This window comes from Rhodoferax sp. GW821-FHT02C08, assembly GCF_059421805.1.
The window spans coordinates 69283-87038 of sequence record NZ_JBWKVR010000001.1 but is presented as its reverse complement, the minus strand read 5'-3'; the positions used below and the strand labels follow the sequence as shown (position 1 = coordinate 87038).

At 62.7% G+C, this 17756-nt stretch carries 20 protein-coding genes; 7 read left to right on the top strand and 13 right to left on the bottom strand.

Annotation, left to right across the window (positions count from 1 at the left end):
* Positions 1–6 precede the first annotated feature (6 nt).
* Complete coding sequence (locus tag AC07VY_RS00450; RefSeq protein WP_495096016.1) at positions 7–1407, top strand: MFS transporter; 1401 nt, start codon at positions 7–9, stop codon at positions 1405–1407.
* Between the two features lie 66 nt (positions 1408–1473).
* Here AC07VY_RS00450 and arsH read toward each other — a convergent pair whose 3' ends face one another.
* The 7 genes from arsH to AC07VY_RS00415 form a co-directional block, all read right to left on the bottom strand.
* The gene (gene arsH, locus AC07VY_RS00445) at positions 1474–2190 is read right to left on the bottom strand and encodes an arsenical resistance protein ArsH (RefSeq protein WP_495096017.1); all 717 of its coding nucleotides are present in this window, start codon (positions 2188–2190) and stop codon (positions 1474–1476) included.
* Positions 2180–2608 carry an arsenate reductase (glutaredoxin) gene (gene arsC / locus AC07VY_RS00440; RefSeq protein ID WP_495096018.1) on the bottom strand — a complete coding sequence of 143 codons (429 nt, stop codon included), beginning with the start codon at positions 2606–2608 and terminating at the stop codon, positions 2180–2182. The genes arsH and arsC overlap by 11 nt, the downstream gene beginning before the upstream one ends.
* Complete coding sequence (locus tag AC07VY_RS00435) at positions 2601–3305, bottom strand: aquaporin (RefSeq protein ID WP_495096019.1); 705 nt, start codon at positions 3303–3305, stop codon at positions 2601–2603. Before AC07VY_RS00435 ends, arsC begins: the two co-directional genes overlap by 8 nt.
* Positions 3292–3621 (bottom strand): ArsR/SmtB family transcription factor, encoded by a 330-nt coding sequence (locus tag AC07VY_RS00430; protein ID WP_495096020.1) that lies wholly within the window; start codon positions 3619–3621, stop codon positions 3292–3294. Before AC07VY_RS00430 ends, AC07VY_RS00435 begins: the two co-directional genes overlap by 14 nt.
* Positions 3622–3689: 68 nt before the next feature.
* Positions 3690–4388: an HD domain-containing protein gene (locus AC07VY_RS00425; protein WP_495096021.1), complete on the bottom strand. Its 699-nt coding sequence runs from the start codon at positions 4386–4388 to the stop codon at positions 3690–3692.
* A 101-nt stretch (positions 4389–4489) separates the two neighbouring features.
* Positions 4490–4735 carry a hypothetical protein gene (locus tag AC07VY_RS00420; RefSeq protein WP_495096022.1) on the bottom strand — a complete coding sequence of 82 codons (246 nt, stop codon included), beginning with the start codon at positions 4733–4735 and terminating at the stop codon, positions 4490–4492.
* Between the two features lie 102 nt (positions 4736–4837).
* Positions 4838–7231 carry a UvrD-helicase domain-containing protein gene (locus tag AC07VY_RS00415; protein WP_495096023.1) on the bottom strand — a complete coding sequence of 798 codons (2394 nt, stop codon included), beginning with the start codon at positions 7229–7231 and terminating at the stop codon, positions 4838–4840.
* Between the two features lie 21 nt (positions 7232–7252).
* Here AC07VY_RS00415 and AC07VY_RS00410 point away from each other — a divergent pair, with 21 nt between their 5' ends.
* Together AC07VY_RS00410 and AC07VY_RS00405 are read left to right on the top strand one after the other, a co-directional pair.
* Complete coding sequence (locus tag AC07VY_RS00410) at positions 7253–7930, top strand: hypothetical protein (RefSeq protein ID WP_495096024.1); 678 nt, start codon at positions 7253–7255, stop codon at positions 7928–7930.
* 57 nt (positions 7931–7987) lie between these two features.
* On the top strand, positions 7988–8671 hold the full coding sequence (locus tag AC07VY_RS00405; protein WP_495096025.1) for a CBS domain-containing protein: 684 nt from the start codon (positions 7988–7990) through the stop codon (positions 8669–8671).
* Between the two features lie 82 nt (positions 8672–8753).
* Here AC07VY_RS00405 and AC07VY_RS00400 read toward each other — a convergent pair whose 3' ends face one another.
* Together AC07VY_RS00400 and AC07VY_RS00395 are read right to left on the bottom strand one after the other, a co-directional pair.
* A complete protein-coding gene (locus tag AC07VY_RS00400; protein ID WP_495096026.1) occupies positions 8754–9968 on the bottom strand; it encodes a DesA family fatty acid desaturase in 1215 nt (404 codons plus the stop codon).
* A gap of 120 nt (positions 9969–10088) precedes the next feature.
* Entirely contained in the window at positions 10089–11360 is a 1272-nt protein-coding gene (locus AC07VY_RS00395; RefSeq protein WP_495096027.1) for an RsmB/NOP family class I SAM-dependent RNA methyltransferase, read from the bottom strand.
* Positions 11361–11403: 43 nt separating this feature from the next.
* On the opposite strand from AC07VY_RS00395, the gene AC07VY_RS00390 reads away from it, so the two are divergent.
* Complete coding sequence (locus AC07VY_RS00390) at positions 11404–11646, top strand: DUF1653 domain-containing protein (RefSeq protein WP_495096028.1); 243 nt, start codon at positions 11404–11406, stop codon at positions 11644–11646.
* Positions 11647–11653: 7 nt separating this feature from the next.
* Here the strand turns inward: AC07VY_RS00390 and AC07VY_RS00385 are convergent, their stop codons facing one another.
* A complete protein-coding gene (locus AC07VY_RS00385) occupies positions 11654–12790 on the bottom strand; it encodes an ATP-binding protein (RefSeq protein ID WP_495096029.1) in 1137 nt (378 codons plus the stop codon).
* Positions 12778–13518, bottom strand: a complete 741-nt coding sequence (locus tag AC07VY_RS00380) for a response regulator (RefSeq protein WP_490592569.1) — start codon at positions 13516–13518, stop codon at positions 12778–12780. Before AC07VY_RS00380 ends, AC07VY_RS00385 begins: the two co-directional genes overlap by 13 nt.
* Positions 13519–13738: 220 nt before the next feature.
* On the opposite strand from AC07VY_RS00380, the gene xopAW reads away from it, so the two are divergent.
* On the top strand, positions 13739–14680 hold the full coding sequence (gene xopAW / locus AC07VY_RS00375) for a XopAW family type III secretion system calcium-binding effector (protein WP_495096030.1): 942 nt from the start codon (positions 13739–13741) through the stop codon (positions 14678–14680).
* A gap of 36 nt (positions 14681–14716) precedes the next feature.
* On the opposite strand, the gene purN is transcribed toward xopAW, so the two are convergent.
* Positions 14717–15310 carry a phosphoribosylglycinamide formyltransferase gene (gene purN / locus AC07VY_RS00370; RefSeq protein ID WP_495096031.1) on the bottom strand — a complete coding sequence of 198 codons (594 nt, stop codon included), beginning with the start codon at positions 15308–15310 and terminating at the stop codon, positions 14717–14719.
* On the opposite strand from purN, the gene AC07VY_RS00365 reads away from it, so the two are divergent.
* Positions 15309–15971, top strand: coding sequence for a YceH family protein (locus AC07VY_RS00365; protein WP_495096104.1), 663 nt, complete (start codon positions 15309–15311; stop codon positions 15969–15971). The genes purN and AC07VY_RS00365 overlap by 2 nt on opposite strands.
* Here the strand turns inward: AC07VY_RS00365 and AC07VY_RS00360 are convergent.
* Positions 15968–16525 (bottom strand): HNH endonuclease, encoded by a 558-nt coding sequence (locus AC07VY_RS00360; protein ID WP_092758048.1) that lies wholly within the window; start codon positions 16523–16525, stop codon positions 15968–15970. The two genes, AC07VY_RS00365 and AC07VY_RS00360, sit on opposite strands and share 4 nt — an antisense overlap.
* A 176-nt stretch (positions 16526–16701) precedes the next feature.
* Between AC07VY_RS00360 and AC07VY_RS00355 the strand changes: the two genes are divergently transcribed.
* Entirely contained in the window at positions 16702–17739 is a 1038-nt protein-coding gene (locus AC07VY_RS00355; protein WP_495096032.1) for a bifunctional riboflavin kinase/FAD synthetase, read from the top strand.
* The last annotated feature ends 17 nt before the right edge of the window (positions 17740–17756 follow it).

Genomic DNA, 17756 nt, shown 5'->3' with positions numbered 1-17756 from the left:
TCATCTATGCCTAGCGCAGCAGCACCTGCATTTTCCCGCCGCATCCCTCTGATCGTGGCGACGGCCTTCTTCATGGAGACGCTGGACAGCACCATCGTCACCACCGCGCTGCCGGCCATCGCCACCAGCTTCCACACCAGCACGCTAAGCCTGAGCCTGAGCATCTCGGCCTACTTGGTGGCGCTGGCCGTGTTTGTGCCCACCGCAGGCTGGGCCAGCGACCGTTTTGGTACGCGCAAACTGTTTGCCGGGGCGATCGCGCTGTTCACTCTGTCGTCCCTTCTGTGCGCGCTCAGCCCCAATCTGTGGAGCTTCATTGCCGCGCGCACGCTGCAGGGCATGGCCGCCGCCTTTATGTCGCCAGTGGGCCGCTTGGTGGTGCTGCGCAGCACGCCCAAAGCCAGGTTGATCGAAGCCCTGGGCCTGATCACCTGGCCGGGGCTGATAGGCCCGGTGCTGGGGCCGCCGCTGGGCGGGCTGATCGCTACCTATGCGTCCTGGCATTGGATCTTCTTGATCAACCTGCCGCTGGGCCTGATCGGCATCTGGCTGGTGCTGCGCTATGTGCCGAATGAAACCGCCCAACGAACACCTTTCGACCTGTACGGCTTTGTATGTACCGCCGTAGCGCTGGCCGGGCTGGTGCATGGCCTGGCGCTGCTGGGCGAGGTGCAGGGCTCGGCCCAGGTCGCCCTGCTGTGGCTGGGCGGCGCTGGCGTTGCCGGGGTGCTGGCCATACGCCACGCGTTGCACCACCCCACGCCCATGCTGGACCTGCGCGCCGTGGGCGTACCCAGCTTTGCCATCAGCATACTCACCGCCGGCATGCTGGCGCGCATCGCCATCAACGCCACGCCCTTTCTGCTGCCGCTGATGTTCCAGATCGGTTTTGGATTGAACGCCTTCCAGGCCGGGCTGATGATCCTGGTCTACATGGGCGGCAACCTGGTGATGAAAAGCGCCACCACGCCGGTGCTGCGCCGCTTCGGCTTTCGCCGGGTTTTGACGGTGAATGGCGCCATGTGCGCAGCGGCCATGGCGGCCTGCGGCCTGTTGGCGCCAGGCCAGCCCATGGCCCTGGTCTACCCGGTGCTGTTCATCGCCGGCATGACCCGCTCCATGCACTTCACCACGGTGTCCACGCTGGCCTTTGCCGACATCCACGCCGAACAGCGCGCCGGTGCCAGCACCTTGTCGGCCATGTCGGCGCAGGTGGCTGCCACGCTGGGCGTGGCTTTTGCCGCGCTGGCCCTGGCGCTGTTCCAGCAGCTGCGCGGCGCGGCGGCCCTGGGCTTGGCCGACTTCCAGCACGCCCAGCTGGCCGGTGCGGCGCTGATGGCAGTCGCCGCTGCATGGTCCCTGCGGCTGGCGCCGAATGCGGGCCACGAGGTCAGCGGCAAGGTCTGAGCTGCTTGCTATGAAATTGGAAGCTGCCAGCGCAGGTTTTATCTGCGCTGACGACCCATTTCATCCTTAAATCTCCCGCTGATTCACCCGCCGGGACAAGGCCTCGGCACTTTCCTTGCGCTCGCTGTAACGGTCCACCAAGTACGGCGTGGCGTCGCGGGTCAGCAGGGTGAACTTGACCAGTTCCTCCATCACATCCACCACCCGGTCGTAGTAGGCCGAGGGCTTCATGCGCCCGGCCTCGTCGAACTCCAAAAAGGCCTTGGCCACCGACGACTGGTTGGGGATGGTCAGCATGCGCATCCAGCGGCCCAGCACGCGCAGCTGGTTCACCGCGTTAAACGACTGCGAACCTCCGCTGACCTGCATCACCGCCAACGTCTTGCCCTGGGTGGGCCGCACTGCGCCCTGGCTGAGAGGAATCCAGTCGATCTGGGTCTTCATGATGCCGGTCATGGCGCCGTGCCTTTCAGGCGAACACCAGACCATGCCCTCGCTCCACAGCGTCAGTTCGCGCAGCTCCTGCACCTTGGGGTGCGACTCCGGCGCATCGTCGGCCAGCGGCAGGCCGTGCGGGTCGAAGGTGCGCGGCTCGGCGCCCATGGCGCTCAGCAATCGGGCGGCTTCCTCGGTCAGCAAACGGCTGAACGAGCGCTCGCGCAGCGAGCCATACAGCAGCAGGATGCGCGGCGGGTGGCGGCTGGGCGTGGCAGGCTGCAGCGCGGCCTGCGTGGACGCCATGAAAAGTGCCGGGTCGATGTGAGGTAGTGCATCAGGGAGCAAGGCGCTGCCCCTGGGCGTTGACGACCTTTTCGCCGTCTTCCTTGGCAAAAGCGCCTTGCTGCGGGTGGGGCAGGATGTCCAGCACCGCCTCGGACGGGCGGCACAGCTTGGTGCCCAGCGGCGTGATGACGATGGGCCGCTCCAGCAGGATGGGGTGGGCGACGATGGCGTCGATCAAGGCGTCGTCGCTCAGCGCGGCATTGCCCAGTTCCAGTTCTTCATACGGCGTACCCTTTTTGCGCAGCACGGCGCGCACCGGCAGGCCCAGTTGGACGAGTAAGGCCAGCAGCTTTTCACGGTCCGGCGGCGTTTTCAGATACTCGACCACGGTGGGCTCGACGCCCGAATTGCGGATCAAAGCCAGCACATTGCGCGAGGTGCCGCAGGCCGGGTTGTGGAAGATGGTGGTGTCAGACATGGTGTGCTCCTGCAGAAGATGTTTCTAAAAGTCTGCCCAGGCCTGCACCCGCCAGGGCGCCCAGGCACTGGGCCCATACAAAACCAGGCGCGCTGGCAGGCGCGATACCGGAAAAGCTGTCGCTCAGCATGCGCCCCAACACGGCGGCCGGGTTGGCAAAGCTGGTGCTGGCGGTAAACCAGTAGGCCGCGCCGATATAGCTGGCCACCAACGCGCTGGCCTTGCCGCTGGGCGCGCGCAGTATGACCAGCACCAGCCCGGCGGTGGCCACGGCCTCGGCAATCCACTGGCCCGCGCCGCTGCGCACATGCTGGCTGGTTTGCAGCAGGGGCAGCGCGAACATGGCATGTGCCAACCAAGCCCCCAACACCGCACCCAGCAGCTGAAATGCTATGAATAAAAGAGCTACCCGCGCAGGTTTTATCTGCGCCAACCGGCCTTTTGACCACATGAGCAAAGTCACCAGCGGGTTGAAGTGCGCGCCGCTCACCGGCCCGAATATCTCGATCAGCACGTACAGCGCAAACACCGTGGCCAGGGTATTGGCCAGCAAGGCCAGGCCGACGTTGCCGCCACACAGGCGTTCGGCCATCACCCCGGAGCCGATCACTGCGCACAGCAGCCCAGCCGTGCCCAGGCATTCGGCCAGCAACTGTTGCGGCAGGCTCGGTGGCGTGCCGGGCTCAGCAGCAGACATTAGGGGCTCCGCAGGCTGCGCCCTGGCAGCAATGCTCGGTCAGGTAGCCGAGCAAGGCATTCATCTGGTCGAAGTTGGCGCGGTAGATCAGGTTGCGGCCGCGCGGCTCACTGGCGATCAAACCGGCATGGGTCAGCTCTTTGAGGTGGAACGACAGCGCGCTGGGCGCCACACCCAATTGCTCGGCCATGGTGCCAGGCGTGAGCCCCTCAGCGCCCGCAACCACCAGCGCCCGGAAGGCACGCAAGCGTTGCACCTGGGCCAGCGCGGCCAGCGACTGCACTGCGCTGGTTTCGGAGATGTTTAATATTTCCATAATTCAATAATAATTGAATTATGAAATACTCCACGTAAAAAATCCCCTTCAATACGAAAAGACGACAGCTATTCGCCACCGCGTCGCAACAGACCATCGACATGCTCTATGTTCGTTCCCAGCCACTCCTGGGCAAATTGGTCCCGAAAGCGAATGAGCAATTGCACACGCGATTGCGCCAACGCCCGTCCCTCAGCCGTCTGCATGCTGGCAGGAAGCTGCAGCAGCTTGTTCTCAATATGGTCAAGGGTGTAATGCACATCGTCTAACGGGCGATCCTGCGCAAGCGGGTCGGTGGCGTGCGCAAGTGCCCGCCCCAGCTGCCCTCCAATGTGGAACATGCGTGCCAGCCCCACAGCCCCCAAAGCGTCCAGACGGTCCGCATCTTGGACGATCTTCGCTTCAATCGTTTCAGGGCTTATGGCAGCGGAAAAGCTGTGCGCTTCAATGGCATGCACTACGCCCCTCAGCTTGTCCTGCGGAAATCCCAACTTCGACAACGCTGTCTCGGCCTGTTGTGCAGAAAGCCGCGATGCCTGTGCTCGCTCAGGATGGTCCTTGGGCAGATTGACGAGGTCATGCAGATAGCACGCCGCCATCACCACCAACGGATCAGTCTGCGGATGCGATGAAAGAAGTTGCCTGGCCGTGGCCCATACCCGATCCAAGTGGTTGAGATCATGCGCACGATCAGTCGCTCCAGCTTGGGTGGCCAGTCGAACCAATACAGGTCGCCAATGGCCAACCAGGTCTTTCCATTCGTTCATGAGGCAAGCAGGCTTAAGCAATCCATAGCTTGCCATCCTAAACCCAAGCGGTCTGTGCCTTGAAGACTAAGGCCGCCGCCCAACTATCGGAAAACAAACCGTCAAGCACCCATCTGCAAAAATGCCACCGGGTCGCGTGCGATGCGCAGGCCTTGCTCGCGGGCGTGGGCCAGGGCAGAGTCTTCGGACATGAAGGGGTTGTCAAAGCTCAGGGTACGCTGGCTGGGGATGGGCATGCCGTAGTGCTGGGCGATGCCGACACGGGCCAACCAGGTGCCGTCGATCATGGGTTTGGCATACAACGAGACGACGCAGTCGCCTACGTGGAATTCGGTCAGGTCGGTCATGGTGCGCTCCTGGATTGTTCTTGGGCCTCAACACAAGCATGCTGCGCCCGCTGTATGACAGCCAGAAGACACAAACCGGATACATCGCAGATACCTTGTGTATCAGGGCACGGGTGTCAATTTCGCAACACTTAACGCCAGCCACTTCACGCCGTGGCGTGGAAAGTTGATCTGCGCGCGCGCGTCATCGCCCTTACCCTCCAACAAATTGACCTTGCCTTCACCGAACTTGGTGTGGAACACCTTCATGCCCACGCGCAGGCCGTGGCTGGGTGCCTCTTTCTGCGGTGGCACAGGTGGGCTGGCAAAGGGCGCATCTTCTTTATTGAATCGGCCTCCAGCGCTGTATCCGCCTGCGCTAGCAGCTCCGAATTTAGGAGCAAAGCTGGAGGTGCCGTAGCCCGCGCTTTTGGAGGTGATCCACTTCAACGCGGACTCCGGCAGCTCTTCAAAGAAGCGGCTGCGCGGGTTGTAGCGCGTCTGGCCATGCAGCAGCCGGCTTTGCGAGAAGCTCAGGTACAGGCGCTGGCGCGCGCGGGTGATGGCCACATACATCAGGCGGCGTTCTTCCTCCAGGCCCTGGCGGTCACTGAGCGAGTTCTCATGCGGGAACAGGCCCTCTTCCATGCCACCGACGAACACCGCGTCGAACTCCAGGCCCTTGGCCGAATGCACGGTCATCAGTTGCACCGCGTCCTGGCCGGCCTGGGCCTGGTTGTCGCCAGCCTCCAGGGCAGCGTGGGTCAGGAAGGCGGCCAGCGGCGACAGGGTTTCACCACTGTCCTGGTCCAGGAAGCCGTCGGCAGACGGCGCGTTCGGGTCCAGGCCCTGGCTGACAGGTGACTGGCTGAGCTCGTCCACCGGCAGGGCCACGGCATCGCGGCCAAAGCCTTGCTGGGACACAAAGCTCTCAGCGGCATTGACCAGTTCTTCCAAGTTCTCCACCCGGTCTTCACCCTCACGGTCGGCCTTGAAGTGGGCCATCAGGCCGCTGTGCTCCAGCACCAGCTTGATGATGTGGGCCAGGCTGCTGCCCTGCGTCTGCTCGCGCAGCACGTCCAGCTTGGCGACAAAGGCGCCGAAATTGGCCCCCGCCTTACCGGGGATGGCGCTGACCGCATCGTGCAGCGAACAGCCGCTAGCGCGGGCCGCGTCCTGCAGTATCTCCAGGCTGCGGGCTCCAATGCCGCGCGGCGGGAAGTTAACCACGCGCAGAAAGCTGGTGTCGTCGTTGGGGTTCTCCAGCAGGCGCAGATAGGCCAGCGCGTGCTTGATTTCAGCCCGCTCGAAAAAGCGCAGGCCGCCGTACACGCGGTAGGGAATGCCGGAGTTGAACAGCGTGGTTTCGATCACCCGGCTTTGCGCATTGCTGCGGTAGAGTACGGCGATCTCCTTGCGCTCCATGCCCTCGCGTACCAGCTGCTTGATTTCATCGACGATCCACTGGGCCTCGTCCAGGTCACGCGGGCTTTCCACCACGCGCACGGGCTCGCCGGGGCCTTGGTCTGTGCGCAGGTCCTTGCCCAGGCGGTTGCTGTTGTGGCTGATGAGGTGGTTGGCCGAATCCAGGATGTTGCTGAAGCTGCGGTAGTTTTGCTCCAGCTTGATCTGCTGGGTAACGCCAAATTCACGCACGAAGTCGGCCATATTGCCCACCCGCGCGCCGCGAAAGGCATAAATGCTCTGGTCGTCATCGCCGACGGCCAGCACGCTGCCACCGGGGATGGAACTACCAGCAGCCAAATCTTTCTCGCCATAGCCGCTGAGCATCTTGATCCAGGCGTACTGCAGCTTGTTGGTGTCCTGGAACTCGTCGATAAGGATGTGGCGAAAGCGCCGCTGGTAGTGCTCGCGCACGGCATCGTTGTCACGCAGCAGCTCGTAGCTGCGCAACATCAGCTCGCCAAAGTCGACCACGCCTTCGCGCTGGCACTGCTCTTCATACAGCGCATAGATTTCTACCTTCTTGCGGGTTTGCGGGTCGCGCGCCTCGACCATGGCGGGGCGCAAGCCCTCTTCCTTGCAGTTGCCGATGAACCACTGGGTCTGCTTGGCGGGGTATTGCTGGTCGTCGATGTTGAACTGCTTCATCAGGCGCTTGATAGCGCTCAGCTGGTCCTGGGTGTCCAAGATCTGGAAGGATTGCGGCAGATCGGCCAGCTTGTAATGGGCGCGCAGCAGGCGGTTGCACAGGCCGTGGAAAGTGCCAATCCACATGCCACGCACATTGATAGGCAGCATGGTGCCCAGGCGGACCACCATCTCCTTGGCGGCCTTGTTGGTGAAGGTCACGGCCATGATGCCGCCGGGCGTGACGCGCCCGGTTTGCAGAAGCCAGGCGATGCGGGTGGTCAGCACCCGGGTCTTGCCCGAGCCGGCCCCGGCCAGAATCAGCGCATGCCCGGTCGGCAAGGTCACTGCGGCCAGCTGCTCCGGGTTCAGGTTGTGTAAGAGCGGCGAATTTTCTGCGACCAAGGGTGTATTTGCTGAGAACATATGTCGATTGTAGGAACCCCCATGAAACCCAGACTTGCCGTCGGTCCCGCCGCCCTGTTCGCTGCCCTGATCCTGGGTCAGCCTGCCATCGCCCAGTCCAGCTGCTCCAGCGATGGCCAGCCGGCCTTCCAGGCCATACGCGACCGCTTCATCAGCGCCGACTGCGAAGCCTGCTGGAGCAATCCCCAAACCGCCCTCCCCAGCCCGCAAGCCATCGCGCTCGACTGGATACTACCCGGCGCGCTGGGCGAAGATGCGCCCTTGTCGGCCGCAGCCCGCCCAGAAGGCCTGGAGCGCATGCGAGCGAGGCAGCAGGCAGCCATCCACGCAGCCCCCCCGCCGTCGCTGCAAACACCCCCGCAACTGCGCGTCGCACGTGGGCCGCTGCTGAGCGGCTATGTAGGCACCTCCATCGCACTACTGCCGGCAGACACTCCAACCGGGCCGCTGAAGGCCTGGCTGGTGTTGGTAGAAAGCATCCCAGCCGGAGAAGACGGCACGCCGATCACACGCAACCTGGTACGCAACGCACTGGTGCTGGATTGGGCCCCCACGGCCAATGGCTGGCAGGAGCTGCGCGCCATGTCCGTACCGGAAGGTGCCAAACCCGAGCGGCTACAGGTCATAGGCTGGGTAGAGGATGCGGGCGGGCACCCCCTGGCGGCAGTGCAGTCCCACTGCGAGGCAGAAGTGGAATAAGCCTTCCGCCCGCCGGCGCAATATGGTACTTTGCGCCTGCGCAGGAGGGTTTTGCACATGTTTTCGGTCTACGGGGTTTCGGGCAGGGTGTTCACTGGCACCGTAGAGCAGTTGCGCCATATCGACCAGGTGCATGCCGTGGCGCGCATGCACCGCATCGAAAACAATGAGCTGGAGATCCTGCCCGAGTTCCCCCAGGAAGTGGAAGCTCCTACGGCGCAAGAGCAAACTCACAAACCGCTGCCCAACCCGGCGCTGGCCGCCTACGCGCAAGCCGCCCAACCAGACACGCCCCGCCAGCCGCTGACCCATGTGGCCCAGCTGATGACCCAGCCAGCCACCACCATCCAGGCCGATACCCTGCTATTCGATGCCGCCGACCTGTTGGCCCGAAAAAGAATTGGCCAAGTGCCGGTACTGGACACGAATGGCCAGTTGGTAGGTATGTTGCTGCGTGCCGACCTGTATCGCACTGATCTAGCGCCCAACACGTCCGGCCGGCCCAGTGCACCCGACTACTGGGCCACCCGCATGGCGCAGCCGGTCTCCACCGTCATGTGGACGCCAATAGCCAGCGTCTCGGCAGACACCGACATCCGCCGGGTGGCCCGGGTGCTGCTGGATACCGAACTGCCTGGCCTGCCGGTGGTGGATGACGTCGGCAAGGTCATGGGCTTTGTGTCACGCTCCGACATCTTGCGCGCCGTGGCCATGGACCCGCCGCTCGACGTCTGGGGTTAGAACATAGTCCGTGGCTAGCCCAGACGTAAAAAAACCCGCCGCAGCGGGTTTTTTTACGTCCCCGGCACGCCGGGAACCACTATCAGGCGTGCGCAGCGCGCAGCTTTTGCGAGAACTCTTGCAGAGCAGCGATACCGCTGCTTTCGGCGCGGTGACACCAGGCTTGCAGATCAGCTGTCAGCTGTTCGCGCGACTGCGAGGTGTTCAGCCACATCTGGCGAAGTTCTTCGCGCATCACCACCATCTTGTCCAGTACCGGATGGGCGGCACGGGCCTGGGCCAACTGGGGCTGGGCAGCCGCAGGCACTTTTTCAGCGTCGCGGTGCATCCAGCGCTTGGCAGCTTGCAATGCAGACAGATCACCCTTGCGGGCTTTCAGCGTTTCCAGCTCGGCCTTGCAGGCTTGGCGAAGTTCACGGGCATAACCGGCCATGACTTCGTAACGGTTGGCAATCAGCGCTTCCAAAGTCTTTTCGTCGGCCACCGGCTTGATGGCGCCGAGTTGCAGCTTAGGCGGCGTCTTCTTGACCTTGGCCCAGCCGATCTTCTCCATCATGCTGATGTAGACCCAGCCCATATCGAATTCGTAAGGCTTGACAGAGAACTTGGCCGAGGTGGGGTAAGTATGGTGGTTGTTGTGCAACTCTTCACCGCCAATGATGATGCCCCAGGGCGAGATATTGGTGCTCGCGTCCGGTGCTTCAAAGTTGCGGTAGCCCCAGTAGTGGCCAATGCCGTTGATGATGCCGGCAGCCGTCACCGGAATCCAGATCATCTGCACGGCCCAGACCGACAGCCCGGCAATACCGAACATGGCCAAGTTCAGGATCAGCATCAGGCCCACGCCTTGCCAGCTGAAACGGGTGTACAGATTGCGCTCGATCCAGTCGTTCGGGCAACCATGGCTGAACTTGGCAACGGTTTCCAGGTTCTTGGCTTCCTTGCGGTACAGCTCGGCACCGGTCCAGAACACGGTTTCAATACCGTGGGCGTGCGGGCTGTGCGGATCATCCTTGGTTTCGCACTTGGCGTGGTGCTTGCGGTGCACGGCCACCCATTCCTTGGTGACTTGGCCAGTGCCCAGCCAAAGCCAGAAGCGGAAAAAATGCGACGGAATCGCGTGCAGATCCATCGCCCGATGCGCCTGGTGGCGGTGCAGGTAGATGGTCACGCTGGCGATGGTGATGTGGGTGGTGACCAGCGTGTACAACACGATCTCCCACCAAGACAGGTTCCACAAGCCGTTTGCAAGCCAGTCAACGGCTGCGTTCAACACAGCCCAATCGGGTAACAACATAGGTAAATAGCCTCGTTTTTAGAGTGGGCTCGCCGCGTATCCCGGGCGCGCCAACCCTCTATTCTAGGTTGGAGCACTCAATTTACCTAGAGAGCAACCCCAAGCAACACACGCATTGCCTTATTTTTTCTGCCAAACTGCAGCAAAAAAGCCATCCGTGCCATGGCGATGCGGCCACAAACGCAGGTACTCGCCGCCCGTTACCGGGCCGCTGCACAAGCTGGCTGCGTTCTCCACCTTTAAATGGGTCAGCAAGTCGACTGTTTCAAGGGGGGTGAATTCGGGATTCGCCGCCGAGAAGGCTTGCGCAATGGCCTCGTTTTCCTGGGGCAGGATACTGCAGGTCGCATACACCAGGCGACCGCCCGGCTTCAGCAAACGGGCCGCGCTTTGCAAAATCGCGGTTTGCTTGACCACCAGCTCTTCGACCGCCTTGGGCGATTGACGCCATTTCATATCAGGATTGCGGCGCAGCGTGCCCAAGCCGGAGCACGGTGCATCGACCAACACGCGGTCGATCTTGCCGGTCAGGCGCTTGATGCGGTCGTCGCGCTCATGGGCGATAGCGGCGGGATGCACATTCGACAAACCACTGCGCGCCAGACGTGGCTTGAGCGCATCCAGGCGGTGGCCCGAGGTGTCAAACGCATACAGGCGTCCAGTGTTGCGCATGCTGGCGCCAATCGCCAAGGTCTTGCCACCGGCGCCAGCACAGAAGTCCACCACCATTTCGCCGCGCTTGGCATCCAGCAGCAAGGCCAGCAGCTGCGAACCTTCGTCCTGCACTTCGATCGCACCGCGCACAAAGGCATCCACCTTGGTCAATGCAGGCTTGTCCGTCAAGCGCAAGCCCCAGGGCGAATACGGGGTGGCAACCGACTGGATCCCAGCCTTGGCCAGTTCTTTTTGCACATCATCACGTTTGGAGTTCAAGGCGTTGACGCGCAAATCCAGGCCGGCGCCGTGGACCAGGCTTTCCACCAGCGGCCAGAACTCGTCCTTGAGCTGCTCTTTCAACGGCTGTACCAGCCATTCGGGCAGGTTGTGGCGGTGACGGTCCAGCAGGTCTTCCTGCTTGACCTTGTCGCAGTTTTCCAGCCAGGTTTTCTCTTGATCGTTCAGGGCGGCGTACAGGAAGTCGCGTGGGCCATGGAAGCCCAAAATCGCCATACGACGCTGCTTGGAGCCGCTGCCCGAAGGGGCCAAATGGTCGAACAGTAGTTTTTTGCGCAGAACCGTGTACACGGTTTCCGCCAGCGTGGCGCGCTCACGCGGGCCCAGCGAGCGGTTGTCGCGGAAGAAACGCGAAACCACCGAATCGGCGGGATGTTCAAATTGGAGCACGAGGCGGACGAGTTCAGAACACTCGTCAAGAAAGTCTTTAGGATGCATAAGCCCGATTGTCCCACGTCCCCCTTTTTCACGAACCTGCACCATGTCTGACGCCGTTTTACCTCCGCTGCACCCCACCCCGCCAGGCCGCTACCGCCATTACAAAGGCATGCTGTACGAAGTCATCGACACCGTGCGCCACAGTGAAACCCTGGAACCCATGACGCTGTACCGCGCGCTCTACGGCGAACACGGACTATGGGTACGTCCGGCGGCCATGTTCGCCGAAGAGGTGGTGATAGACGGCGTGCGCCAGCCGCGTTTCACCCGCCTGCAGGACGCTTAGAACGTATTCAAGGCCTTAAGACCGGCTGAACAGCCAGGCGCGGTAGCTGCAGCGTGGCGACCAACCCAGCGGTGTCGCCGTTGCGCAGCGTCAGACTACCCTGGTGGCGGCGCGCAATGTCCAGCGAAATCGACAAGCCTAGGCCTACGCCGGCGGTATTGCGCCCGGAAGTCTGCTGGAAGCGGTAAAACGGAGCCAACACCTGGATCAGCTCAGACTCCGGCAGACCTGGACCAGGGTCGTGTACCTCGATGCACAGCTGCTCCGGGCTGTCCACCATCTCGATATGCGCCGCACCGCCGTAGCGCACCGCGTTGTCCACCAGATTGTTCAGGCAGCGGCGCAAAGCCGATGCTTGCGCCCGCAACGGCGCAGCCGTACCGCCAAAATCCACGCGAAAACCGCAGTCCTGCTGATCATCCACCAGGCTTTCAACCAAGGCGGCCACGTCCAGGTGCACCCAGGGTTCCTCTTGAGCGGCACCACACAGATAGTCCAACGTGGCGGTAATCATCTCGTCCATCTGGACGATGTCGTTGCGAAAAGCGTTCTTCTGGGTCGAGTCGCCCAGCCCCTCGGCCCGCAGGCGCAGGCGCGTCAAGGGCGTACGCAAATCATGCGAAACGGCGGCAACAAAGCGGTCGCTCTCCACCAGCTGCTGTCGGATCTGAGATTGCATCTGGTTGAACAAGCGGCTGGCATCACGGCATTCCCTGGGCCCATCTTCCGGCAAAGGCGGATGGTCCAGATCCTGGCCCAGAGCCTTGGCGGCGCTGGCCAGTCGCCGCACCGGGGCCGATAACCAACGGGCTCCGATCCATGCCGCCACCACCAAAGCAGCCAGGCGTACGCTGATGTCCAGCCACAGCGCAGAAGCAGGCGGTGCCATATCGTCCGGAGGGCCAGACTGTGGCGGCGCAGATACGGGCAGACCAAACTCTATGAGTGGCTTGGCACCCGGGCGTAGCACGGGGGTCGGCAACGGCGGCGCCGCGCGCGGGTCCCGCGCAGGCGGGCGCATATGGAACATCATGGCCAAAGCCAGCACATGGCCGGTTAAGACACCCACTGACACCAACACAGCCAAACGCCCAAACAGGGTGGACGGCAACAGTCGCGAAATCAGGCGCCTCAGGACGTCCACGAAGGTTGACCCTGCACAGACTGCACGGTAAACATATAACCCGCGCCACGCACGGTTTTGATCAGCGATGGCGCGTCGGGAGACTCGCTCAACTTCTGCCGCAGCCGCGACACCAGCAAATCAATGCTGCGCTCGTACGCATCCATGGCCCGGCCACGCGCCTGCTCCATCAGTTGCTCGCGGCTGAGCAGCCTGCGAGGCATGCCCAGGAAGGCCAGCAGCAGGCGAAACTCCGCGTTCGATAGCGGCACCACCAGACCGGACGGCGAAGTCAAGCGACGCTCATGGCGTTGCAGTGCCCAGCCATCGAAGTACACCACGTCTCCGCCCACTTCTTGCAGGATGCGGTCGTGCACGGTGGCGGCCCGGCGCAACACGGTCTTGATGCGCGCCACCAGCTCACGCGGCTCGAAGGGCTTGCTCATGTAGTCGTCGGCCCCCATTTCCAGACCGAGCACCCGGTCGTAGGAGTTGGTGCATGCCGTCAGCATGATGATGGGAATGCGTGAGCGCTGGCGCAACTCGCGCGTCAGGGCCAAGCCGTCCACACCGGGCAGCATCATGTCCATCACCACCAGATCAATAGGCTGTGCAGCCAGTTGCTGGCGCATGCTGGGCCCGTCGTGGGCGGTATGCGCGCAAAACTCAAAACCCGTCAGGTATTCCTGTAGCAGATTGGTAATGCCGGCATCGTCGTCCACGACCAATATTTGGCGTGAGGGGTTCATATTTCATCCATTTCGCCGAAAAGTGTAGGGAGAGTACCCCCCCTTAAAGACACAAACAGGCAGGTCTTTACCTTTCTTTTCCGCCTCTTAAACAAGCTTTTGTACCAACTTGGATACACGGTTGACAAACAAGCTTTACACGTGGCGTAAAAAATACAGTAGTCGCCCAAACCACTTGCTGGGGTGACATCCCACCCTCATCCGCCTAAAGGAAACAACGATGTCCAGCATCAGCAGTGTCAGTAACAGCAGCAACGCGTGGGCCTCAACCGGGGCGACACGCGGCGCCCCCAAAGACAAACTCTTCAGCCTGGTCGATTCAGACAAAAGCGGTGGCATAGACGCCGACGAGCTGAAGACCCTGATGGAGCAGGTCACCAAGAAGACCGGTGTGGCCAACAGCAATACCGCCGCCGAACTGATGACCAAGCTGGACACCAATGGCGACGGCAGCCTGGACGGCACCGAACTGCACAACGGAATCACCAGCATCGTGCAGCTCCCGTCCACCATGGACTTCGCGCAAAGCCGTAGCGACAGCAGTACCGGCGCTACCGGCCAGGCCGGCGACGATCTGTTCTCCAAGGTGGACAGCAATGGCGACGGCAGCCTCAGCTCCAGCGAATTCACCGCACTTATGGACAAGATGTCGGCCAGCGGAGACGCAAACGCCACCGATAGCAGCAGCGACAAATTTGCCAGCCTGGATACAGATGGCGACGGCAAGCTGACCCAAAGCGAATTCGACGCCGGACGTCCTTCGGGCGCAGGCGGCCCCCATGGCGCGGGCGGCCCGCCGCCCGGCCCGCCGCCCACCTCCAGCAGCAGCGACAGCACCACCTACGACCCGCTGGACACCAACAAGGACGGCATCGTGTCCGCCGCCGAGGCCGCCGCGGGCCAGGCCAACGGCACGGCCGATACCATGCAGGCCCTGCTCAAGGCAATTGACACCGACAAGGACGGCAAGCTCAGCAACACAGAAGCCGACACCTTCGTCCAACAGGTGGCCGCCACCGTGGACACCTTGCAAAAGTCCTCCAGCAGCACAGACAGCATTGACCTGAACCAACTGGCCCAGCAAGTGCTCAAGCAATACACCCAGATCGCTGCGGGTTCCGCCAGCAGCAGCACGGGTAGCACCGTCAGCCTTACGGCATAAATACGGCTCCAGCGCAGGTAATACCTGCGCTGGTAGCTACATATTTCGCAGCAAATCCGCCACCACGCGCGGATACAGCAGGTGCTCCTGCGTGAGCACGCGGGCAGCCAGCAGTTGGGCCGTGTCACCTGGCAAGATGGGCACCACCGCCTGGCCAAGGATGGGCCCGTGGTCCAGCTCGGCCGTTACCTGGTGCACGGTGGCACCGGCAAATCGGCAACCCGCATCCAGTGCACGCTGGTAGGTATTCAACCCGGTGAAGGCCGGCAGCAAAGACGGATGGATGTTCACCAGCCGGCCAGCGTAGTGCTCCACAAAACCCGGCGTCAGGATGCGCATAAAGCCGGCCAGCACCACCAGCGCGGGCTGGTGGCGGTCTATCACCTGCATCAACTGGGCGTCAAACGCGGCGCGCGGGTCGGGTGCCTCGGCAAAGGCCTTGTGCTCCACCACCTCGGCAGCCAGGCCCTGGGCACGCGCAAAGTCAAGCCCCGCAGCCGTGGCTTTGTTGCTCACCACCGCCACTACCTGGGCTCCCAGGCGCTTGGCCCAGTCGTCGCGTTGGGCCGTGCGCACGATGGCCGCCATATTGGAGCCACCGCCTGAGATCAAAATAACAATATTCTTCATACTGACCGGAATTATCCCTGTGACCACCACCCTCTCGCCCAACGAAGCCCGCGTGCTTGCCACACTGATGGAAAAAGCCCGTACCGTGCCCGACAGCTACCCCATGTCGCTCAGCACCCTGCTGGCCGGTTGCAACCAGAAAACCAGCCGTGACCCGATCATGACGCTCAGCGAGGCCGAGATCGCCGAGGCCCTGGGCACGTTGAAAGACCTGGCCCTGGTGCGCGAATCCAGCGGCAGCCGGGTCACGCGCTTCGAGCACAACTTCCAGCGCGGCATCGGCGTGCCCGAGCAATCGGCCGTCATCCTGGGTCTGCTGATGCTGCGCGGCCCGCAGACCGCCGGCGAACTGCGGCTGAACACCGAGCGCTGGTACAAATTTGCCGATATTTCCTCGGTCGAGGGTTTTCTGGACGAAATGCTGGAGCGCAGCGAAGAAAAAGGCGGCCCGCTGGTGGTCAAACTCGCGCGCGCACCGGGTGAGCGCGAGCAGCGCTGGGCGCATCTGCTGTGCGGGCCGGTGGACATCAACGCAACCGCAGCCCCCGCAGGCAGCGGCAACACCAGCCGGCTGGAAGCCCGGATTGAAACCCTGGAAGAAGAAGTGGCCCAGTTACGGGCCACGGTGCAGAAGCTGTGCGCTGAGCTGGGGATCGGCTAAATCAGCAGCCTTGACGACTTCGGCACGTGCGCCATCAGAAACTCCATCTGGTCGGCCAGGATGCGGCGGTTGCGCAGGATGAAGTCTTCCCACAGGCTGGGCACATAGGGCGTGTACAGCAGCGGCATGTGGGCTTGCTCGGGCGTGCGGTTGCTCTTGCGGTGGTTGCAGGCGCGACAGGCGGTGACCACGTTCATCCAGGTGTCGGCGCCCTTCTGGCCTAGGGGCTTGATGTGTTCGCGGGTCAGCACTTCCTCGTGGAAGCGGTTGCCACAGTAGGCGCAGACATTGCGGTCGCGGATGAACAGCTTGGCGTTGGTCAGGCTGGGGCGCAGGTCGAAAGGGTTGATATTCGGCACGCCGCGGGTGCCGATGATGCTGTTGACGGTGATGATCGACTGCTCGCCCGTGATGGCGTTGTGCCCGCCATGGAACACTGCCACCTGCGCGCCCATCTCCCAGCGCACCTCTTCGGCCGCGTAATGGACGACGGCTTGCTCCAGCGAAATCCATGACTGGGGCAACCCTTGGGCTGAGAGCTTCAAGACCTTCACAACACGCCTCCTGGATCGATAAAAGACCGCTTACCGGAAATGCTAGGCAGGGCGCCAACCTGCTGGTGAACGCCTTGCATCTGTCTGCTGCGTCACAATATACATTGTTTCTATGAACATTGAGCTGACAGCGCTTATTACACGGGCGCAATACGCTATCAAAAAGATAACGATCCATGCTGGTTTTTCGTGGCTTCCACCATCCGGGCATAGCCCCCCACTGCGCGCTCACCATCGGTAATTTCGACGGCGTGCACCGCGGTCACCAGGCCATGCTGGCGCTGCTGATCAACGAAGCCCGGCACCGCGGCATTCCCAGCTGCGTGATGACCTTCGAGCCGCACCCGCGCGACTACTTCGCCAAAGCCACCGGCCAGCCGGATCTGGCGCCGGCCCGCATCGCCACCCTGCGCGACAAACTCACCGAGCTGCACCGCTGCGGCGTCGACCAGACGGTGGTGCTGCCCTTCGACGCCAAATTCGCCGCCCAGTCGCCCCAGGCCTTCATCGACGACGTGCTGGTGCGCGGCATGGGCGTGCGCTACGTGCTGGTGGGCGACGACTTCTGCTTCGGCGCCAAGCGCGCCGGCGACTACGCGATGCTGGACGCGGCAGGCGAAGCCCTGGGCTTCGACGTGGCGCGGATGAACAGCTACGAGGTGCACGGCACCCGCGTGTCCAGCTCCGCCGTGCGCACCGCGCTGCAAGCCGGCCGCATGGCCGACGTCAGCCGCCTGCTGGGCCGCCCCTACAGCATCAGCGGCCACGTGGTGCATGGCCGCAAGCTGGGCCGGCAGCTGGGTGAGTCCGCCGCCGGCCGCGAAGACGGCTTTCGCACCCTGAATCTGCGCTTTTCGCACTGGAAACCCGCCGCCAGCGGCATCTTCGCAGTACTGGTGCATGGCCTGGATGCCAAGCCTTTGGTCGGCGTAGCCAACCTGGGCATACGCCCTTCGCTGGACCCGAACGACATCAACGGCGGCCGGGTGCTGCTGGAAACCCATTGCCTGGACTGGCCCGCCGCGCTGGGCCCCGAGGGGGCCTACGGTAAAATCATCCGCGTGGAACTGCTGCACAAACTGCATGACGAGCTGAAATACGACAGTCTGGACGCCCTTCAAATCGGCATCGCCAAGGACTGCGACGAGGCACGCGCCTATTTCAAGACTCTGCACGCAGAAACCAGCCGCCAGACGACGCGCGACCGAATTTAGACGATCGAGTTGCTGTC

Bases quoted from the DNA above. Each gene is read 5' to 3' on its own strand.
- AC07VY_RS00410 (WP_495096024.1), top strand. From the start codon at position 7,253: ATGAAACCCAGACTTGCCGTCGGTCCCGCCGCCCTGTTCGCTGCCCTG.
- arsC (WP_495096018.1), bottom strand. From the start codon at position 2,608: ATGTCTGACACCACCATCTTCCACAACCCGGCCTGCGGCACCTCGCGC.
- AC07VY_RS00450 (WP_495096016.1), top strand. From the start codon at position 7: ATGCCTAGCGCAGCAGCACCTGCATTTTCCCGCCGCATCCCTCTGATC.
- purN (WP_495096031.1), bottom strand. From the start codon at position 15,310: ATGAAGAATATTGTTATTTTGATCTCAGGCGGTGGCTCCAATATGGCG.
- AC07VY_RS00420 (WP_495096022.1), bottom strand. From the start codon at position 4,735: ATGACCGACCTGACCGAATTCCACGTAGGCGACTGCGTCGTCTCGTTG.
- AC07VY_RS00430 (WP_495096020.1), bottom strand. From the start codon at position 3,621: ATGGAAATATTAAACATCTCCGAAACCAGCGCAGTGCAGTCGCTGGCC.
- AC07VY_RS00380 (WP_490592569.1), bottom strand. From the start codon at position 13,518: ATGAACCCCTCACGCCAAATATTGGTCGTGGACGACGATGCCGGCATT.
- AC07VY_RS00400 (WP_495096026.1), bottom strand. From the start codon at position 9,968: ATGTTGTTACCCGATTGGGCTGTGTTGAACGCAGCCGTTGACTGGCTT.
- AC07VY_RS00415 (WP_495096023.1), bottom strand. From the start codon at position 7,231: ATGTTCTCAGCAAATACACCCTTGGTCGCAGAAAATTCGCCGCTCTTA.
- AC07VY_RS00435 (WP_495096019.1), bottom strand. From the start codon at position 3,305: ATGTCTGCTGCTGAGCCCGGCACGCCACCGAGCCTGCCGCAACAGTTG.
- AC07VY_RS00425 (WP_495096021.1), bottom strand. From the start codon at position 4,388: ATGAACGAATGGAAAGACCTGGTTGGCCATTGGCGACCTGTATTGGTT.
- AC07VY_RS00390 (WP_495096028.1), top strand. From the start codon at position 11,404: ATGTCTGACGCCGTTTTACCTCCGCTGCACCCCACCCCGCCAGGCCGC.
- AC07VY_RS00395 (WP_495096027.1), bottom strand. From the start codon at position 11,360: ATGCATCCTAAAGACTTTCTTGACGAGTGTTCTGAACTCGTCCGCCTC.
- AC07VY_RS00405 (WP_495096025.1), top strand. From the start codon at position 7,988: ATGTTTTCGGTCTACGGGGTTTCGGGCAGGGTGTTCACTGGCACCGTA.
- AC07VY_RS00355 (WP_495096032.1), top strand. From the start codon at position 16,702: ATGCTGGTTTTTCGTGGCTTCCACCATCCGGGCATAGCCCCCCACTGC.
- xopAW (WP_495096030.1), top strand. From the start codon at position 13,739: ATGTCCAGCATCAGCAGTGTCAGTAACAGCAGCAACGCGTGGGCCTCA.